Source organism: Amycolatopsis sp. NPDC104775 (assembly GCF_055583325.1).
This window is the reverse complement of the sequence record NZ_JBVJOE010000001.1, coordinates 1,738,365-1,744,384: the sequence shown is the minus strand read 5'-3', so window position 1 is coordinate 1,744,384 and position 6,020 is coordinate 1,738,365. Positions and strand designations below refer to the sequence as shown.

Sequence of the window (6,020 nt, the reverse complement as noted above, 5' to 3'; positions counted from 1 at the left end):
GCCCTACACCCCGAGGCGACCCCTCCCCTGTGGTTGGGGGGTGGTTGTCAAGGCATCTTTCCCGCCTTGACAACCACCCCCGAACCGTCAGCACACTCAGCTTCGGGGTGCCCACTCACCCCCCGAGGCGCAATGTCGCCGCCAGGCGACGAGCCCCGACCTCATTCCCCCCGAAAAACCGGCCGCCGCTTCCCCACGAACGCCTCCACCGCCTCCGCATGATCCTTCGTTCCCCCCAACGCCGTCTGCGCCGCATCCTCCGCAGCCAACGCCTCCTCCAGCGAAGACTCCGCGGCCACCGCCAGCACCCCCTTGATCTTCGCGTAAGCCACCGTCGGCCCACCCGCCAGCTTCGCCGCCACCTTCTGCGCCCGAGCCGCCAGCTCCTCGTCCGGCACGACCTCCCCGACGAGCCCGATCCGCAACGCCTCCGCCGAGTCCACCGTCCGCGCCATCAGCATCAGCTCCGCCGCCCGGCCGTACCCGATCAACCGCTGCAACGTCCACGACGCCCCCGAGTCCGGCCCGAGCCCGACATTCGCGAACGCCATCAGGAACGACGACGACTCCGCCGCGATCCGCAGGTCGCTGGCATACGCGAAGGCCGCGCCCGCGCCGGCCGCGGTGCCGTTCACCGCCGCGATGACCGGCTTCGGCATCTCGGTGATCAGTTTGACGATCGGGTTGTAGTGGTCGCTCACCGTGTGCAGCGGGGCCGGGTCGTTCGCCTGCAGCAGGCCGACGTGCTCCTTGAGGTCCTGTCCGGCGCAGAACGCCTTGCCGGTGCCGGTGAGCACCACCGCGCGGACGTCCGGGTCCTCGGCGGCCGCGCGCAGCTCGGCGATCAGACGCTCCTTGAGCTCGACGGTCAGCGAGTTGTACGCCTCCGGCCGGTTCAGCCGCAGGGTGCGCACGCCGTCGGCGTCGGCGGTCAACAGGACGTCGGATGTGGTCACGAAATGCTCCTCTGAAGCGGCGGCTCGGGTTCTCGGGACTGAGTCTCGCACCCTCGGCGGGCGGCATACCAGCACCGATGCGGCGGCAAATGATCGGTCCGCGTTCGCGCCCGGGCGCTGATGAGGGACAATGGGGGACGAGACCCGGCTGGCATGGGAGTGCGCGACCCGGGCGCGCCGGTTGAGACGGAGGGAGCACGCTATGGCGGCCATGAAGCCCCGGACCGGAGATGGTCCCCTCGAAGTGACCAAGGAGGGGCGGGGCCTCGTCATGCGGGTGCCACTGGAGGGTGGCGGCCGGCTGGTCGTCGAGCTCTCCGCGGAGGAAGCGAAGGACCTCGGCGCCGCACTGCAGGAGGTCACTGGCTGACCTGCGCTCTCCCCGCTCTGTCCACTGTGCACCCCGGTCTCCTTCTGGAGGCCGGGGTCGGTTCGTCTGCGCCCTAAGGTTGCTCGCTGTGCGTAACTCGCTACCACCCGTTCCCACGAAGCTGCCCGAGATCGAGGTCGTCGCCGCGACGCGCCGCGGAGTCCCGCGAGCAGTGCTGGTCGAGGCAGAGGAAGGTGCCGCGTACGGGTCGAGCGGGCGCGCCGCCGAAGTGCGCGAAGTGCCTGAAGACGGCGATGGTCCGCGGTGGGTCGCCGGTATCGGCGAAGGCGCGTCGAAGGACTTTCGACAGACTGGTGCCGCGTTGGCCCGGGCGTTCCGCGACGCGGCCGAGAACCGTCCGATCCGGACAGTCCAGGTAGTACTGCCCGAAGACGCGACAGCGGAGCACGCGGCCGAGCTTGCGGTTGGACTGTCGCTGGGCGGCTATCGGTTCGTGGTCACCACGACAGAGCCGAAGCCGGCAGTGCCCGCCGTGCGTCTCGTCGTCGCGCACGAGCGTGCTGTGCCCGCGTACGCGGACGCAGTGGCGCGTGTACGCGTTCTCGCGGCGGCTGCTGCCTTTACGCGCGATCTCGCGAACGCGCCCTCGAACGTCAAGAACCCAGCATGGCTGGCGAACACTGCGGCGAAGGTGCTGGGCGGCACCGTCGACGTGACCGTGCGAGACGAGAAATGGCTCGCGGACAAGGGCTTTGGCGGAGTGCTGGCAGTCGGCGGCGGTTCGGATTCGCCGCCGCGCCTGATCGAAATGTCGCACCGCCCGCGCGGCGCGAAGAAGCACTTGCTGTTCGTGGGCAAGGGGATCACCTTCGACACCGGCGGCCTTTCGCTGAAACCGGCCGACGGCATGCACCTGATGCGCACCGACATGGCGGGCGGCGCGGCCGTGATCGCCGCGATGCGCGCGATCGCGGAGCTGCAGCTGCCGGTGCGCGTCACGGCGCTGGTGCCCGCGGCGGAAAACCACGTCTCCGGCGGCTCGTACCGGCCGGGCGACATCGTGCGGCACTACGGCGGCCAGACCACCGAGATCGGCAACACCGACGCCGAGGGCCGGATGGTGATGGCCGACGCGCTCGCGTACGGAATCGCCCAGTTCAAGCCGGATCTGATCGTCGACGCGGCCACGCTGACCGGCGCGATGAAGGTGTCGCTCGGCCTGCGCACCGGCGGCGTCTTCGCGACCGACGACGACCTCGCCGCGCGAGTGATCGAGGCTGGCGCCCGCGTCGGGGAGGCGTGGTGGCGGATGCCGCTGGTCGAGGATTACGCGACCGGTATCGAGGGCGAACTCGGTGACGTGAAGCAGGCTCCCGGCGGCCCCGGCGGGATCATGGCCGCGCTGTTCCTGCGGGAGTTCACGGCGGGATTGCCGTGGGCGCATCTGGACATCGCGGGCCCGGCGCGCGCGGACAAGGCGTACGACGACGTAGTGCCCGGCGCGTCCGGGTTCGCGGCGCGGACGTTGGTGGAGTTCGCGGCTTCGTACGAGAGCTGATCGGGCTGCGGGGTTCCGGCGCGCCGAGGGGAGTTCGCCGCCTCGTGCGAGTGCAGTCCGGCGGGCGGCGGTCGTGCGAGGGTTCGCCGCCTCGTGCGAGAGCCTGACGATTCTGCCGCGGCGAGGTCGCCGCCGCGGCAGTGCCCGGCCTACTGCTTCCCCGCCAGCTCTTCCTCGCGCCGGGTCAGCACGATCGGATCGCCGTCGGTGATCGCCACCGTGTGCTCCGAATGCGCGGTGCGCGAGCCGTCGGCGGAGCGGATGGTCCAGCCGTCCGGGTCGTAGACGATCTTGTCCGTCGTGCGCGCCAGCCATGGTTCCAGCGCGAGCGTCAGGCCGGGCCGGAGCTTCATGCCGCGGCCCGCTTTGCCGCGGTTGGACACGTGCGGGTCGCCGTGCATGGTGCGGCCGATGCCGTGCCCGCCGAACTCGGTGTTGACCGGGTAGCCGTAGCCGGTGGCGACCGCCTCGATCGCGGCCGAGATGTCGCCGAGCCGGTTGCCCGCGCGCGACGCCTCGATCGCGGCTTCGAGCGCTTCCTCGGTGGCCCGGATGATCCGCTGGTCTTCTTCGGCGGGCGTGCCGACGATGACCGTGCGCGCAGAGTCGGCCGCCCAGCCGTCGATGGTGACCGCGATGTCCGCGGTGAGCACGTCGCCGTCGCGCAGGGTGTAGTCGTGCGGCAGGCCGTGCAGGACAGCGTCGTTGACCGAAAGGCAGATGACGTTGCGGAACGGGCCCTCGCCGAACGACGGCGCGTAATCCCAGTAGCACGAGACGGCCCCGCGCCGCTTGATCATGCCGCGCACGTGGTGTTCGAGGTCCATCAGATTGACGCCCACGTCGGCGAGCTTGCCGACCTCGGTCAGCACCTCGGCGACGAACCGCCCGGTCACGTGCATGCGGTCGATCTCCGCAGGCGTCTTCAGCTCGATCACGACTACCTCGCGTCCTCAAGTTCCGGTATTTCTATACCGGAAACGGTAGCACGGCACCGGGATACAAATACCACCCCGGCCGTCAGCCGCTCCTGCCGAGCACGTGGTCCCGGAACACTTGAACCGCGGGCGAAAGCGGTTCCCCGGCGCGCCAGCCGAGCCCGATCGTCCGGTGGACCGGCGGCTCCAGCGGCACCTCCGCGACCCCGGCGGGGGAGCCGGGTTCGAAGCGCGGCAGGAGCGCGACGCCCAGGCCCGCTCCGACGAGTCCGCGGACGGTGTCGGATTCCTGGCCCTCGAAGGCGACTTTCGGGGTGAAGCCGGCGGCGGCGCAGAGGTCGTCGGTGATCTTGCGCAGGCCGTAGCCGTGTTCGAGGAGGACGAACGGCTCGTCGGCCAGTTCCGCCACGCGCACGCCGCGCCGTCCGGCCAGCCGGTGCCCGGACGGCACCGACAGGCAGATCGGCTGCTGGTCGAGCACGACCGTTTCCAGCCGTTCGTGCTCGACGACCGGGGCGAGCAGGGCGAGATCGAGTTCCCCGGCCACGAGCCGGTCGGCGATGTCCTGCAGCGAACCCTGGACAAGGGTGAACCGGGCGGCTGGGGCCTGTTCGCGGTACGCACGCAGCAACTCCGGCACCAGCGAACGGCCGAGCAGGTGCAGGAAACCGAGCACGACACGGCCGCTCGCCGGTTCGATTTCTTCGCGGGCGAGGCGGACCCCAGCGTCGACTGCGGGCAGCGCGCGTTCCGCCGCGTCGGCCAGCAGTTCGGCGGCCCGGGTCAGCCGGACGCCACGGCCGTCGGGCACGGTCAGCGGCGCGCCCAGAGCCTGTCCGAGTGCTGCAAGCCGCCTGCTGACTGTGGGTTGCGGCACTCCGAGGATCTCGGCCGCGCGAGTGACGTTTCCCGTGCTTCGCAGCGTGGCCAGCAGAGAAAGGTGCGGGACGAGCTGCGCGGTGAGGCTCTCATTCGGCACGGTATGAATCATCGCAGATATGCGTATTAGACGTATTGATTAGCGAAGCTTAGCTTCAAGGGCATGCTCTCTTCCGCCCGCCGGGTGAAGGTCGCGGTCGCCGCCGCGGGCTTCACGTCGTTCGCCCTGCTCTACGCCCCGCAAGCGGTCCTTCCGCAGCTCGCCGGGCAGTACCACCTCGACCCCGGTGGCGCGGCGCTCACGGTGAGCGTGGCGACCGGCGCGCTGGCTATATCCGTGCTGCCGATCGCCGCGCTGTCCGAGGTGGTCGGACGACGGCCGGTGATCATCGCGTCCGTCGTGATCTCCTCGGTGCTCGGGCTCCTGCTGCCGCTCATGCCGAACTACCCGGTGCTGCTGGTGCTGCGCGCGGTCCAAGGCGTCGCGATCGCCGGATTTCCCGGCGTGGCCACGGCTTACCTCATGGAACGGCTCGGGAAGACCGGCGTCGCGGCCGCGGTCGGGGCGATGATCGCGGGCAACACCATCGGCGGCATGACCGGACGGCTGGCCACCGGGTTCGCCGCCGGACCGTTCGGCTGGCGCGGCGCGCTGTACGTGGTGGCCGGCGTTTCGCTGGTCTGCGCGGTTGTGACGGTGGTGATGCTGCCGCCTTCGCCGGTCAAAACGGGGGAGCGGCAGGGCTTGCACGACATCGGCGTCGGCCTGCTTTCCGCGGTGCGCAAGCCGGTTTTGCTGGTGCAGTATGCCGTCGCGTTGCTGGCGATGGGGTCGTTCGTCGCGCTCTACAACGCGGCCGGGTTCCGGCTGACCGGCGAACCGCTGAACCTGTCGCCAGCGATCGCGTCACTGGTGTTCGTGTCGTACGCGCTGGGCTCGGTCTCGTCGGCCACCGCCAACCGGTTGTCCGCGCGGCTCGGCCGTCGGCAAGCACTGGTCGGCGTGCTGCTGCTGACCGCGGTTGGCGCGGTGCTGACGATCCCGGACTCGCTGCCGTTGATCGTCGTCGGTTTCCTCGTGCTGACGACAGCGTTCTTCGCCGCGCATTCGATCGCGAACAGCTGGGCGGCGGCCGACGCCCCGGAGAACGCGCGCGGCCAGGTCGGCGGGCTGTACATGCTCATGTACTACCTGGGCAGCAGCGTCGGCGGCGGGATCGGCAGCGTGGTCTACGGGCGCGCCGGGTGGAGCTGGCTGATCGTGGTCGTCGTGGCTTGGCTGGGCATCGCCGCGGCGGCGGTCGCCGCGGGCACCAGGGCGGCTAGGGCCGAGCGGGTGCTGGTGCGGAGCTGAGCGC

Annotated in this window: 6 protein-coding genes; 3 read left to right on the top strand and 3 right to left on the bottom strand. The window is 70.5% G+C overall.

The features are described 5' to 3' along the window. Positions 1 to 161: 161 nt before the first annotated feature. Positions 162 to 956: an enoyl-CoA hydratase-related protein gene (locus ACZ63D_RS07695; protein ID WP_465353460.1), complete on the bottom strand. Its 795-nt coding sequence runs from the start codon at positions 954 to 956 to the stop codon at positions 162 to 164. A gap of 202 nt (positions 957 to 1,158) precedes the next feature. Between ACZ63D_RS07695 and ACZ63D_RS07690 the strand changes: the two genes are divergently transcribed. Further along, positions 1,159 to 1,326, top strand: coding sequence for a DUF3117 domain-containing protein (locus tag ACZ63D_RS07690; RefSeq protein ID WP_005155393.1), 168 nt, complete (start codon positions 1,159 to 1,161; stop codon positions 1,324 to 1,326). An 88-nt stretch (positions 1,327 to 1,414) separates the two neighbouring features. Next, a complete protein-coding gene (locus ACZ63D_RS07685; RefSeq protein WP_465353459.1) occupies positions 1,415 to 2,845 on the top strand; it encodes a leucyl aminopeptidase family protein in 1,431 nt (476 codons plus the stop codon). Positions 2,846 to 2,994: 149 nt separating this feature from the next. Here ACZ63D_RS07685 and map read toward each other — a convergent pair whose 3' ends face one another. Both map and ACZ63D_RS07675 read right to left on the bottom strand, forming a co-directional pair. Then, positions 2,995 to 3,783, bottom strand: coding sequence for a type I methionyl aminopeptidase (gene map, locus ACZ63D_RS07680; protein ID WP_465353458.1), 789 nt, complete (start codon positions 3,781 to 3,783; stop codon positions 2,995 to 2,997). Positions 3,784 to 3,865: 82 nt separating this feature from the next. Then, positions 3,866 to 4,774, bottom strand: a complete 909-nt coding sequence (locus tag ACZ63D_RS07675; RefSeq protein WP_465353457.1) for a LysR family transcriptional regulator — start codon at positions 4,772 to 4,774, stop codon at positions 3,866 to 3,868. A gap of 51 nt (positions 4,775 to 4,825) precedes the next feature. On the opposite strand from ACZ63D_RS07675, the gene ACZ63D_RS07670 reads away from it, so the two are divergent. After that, positions 4,826 to 6,016, top strand: a complete 1,191-nt coding sequence (locus ACZ63D_RS07670) for an MFS transporter (RefSeq protein ID WP_465353456.1) — start codon at positions 4,826 to 4,828, stop codon at positions 6,014 to 6,016. Positions 6,017 to 6,020: the final 4 nt, after the last annotated feature.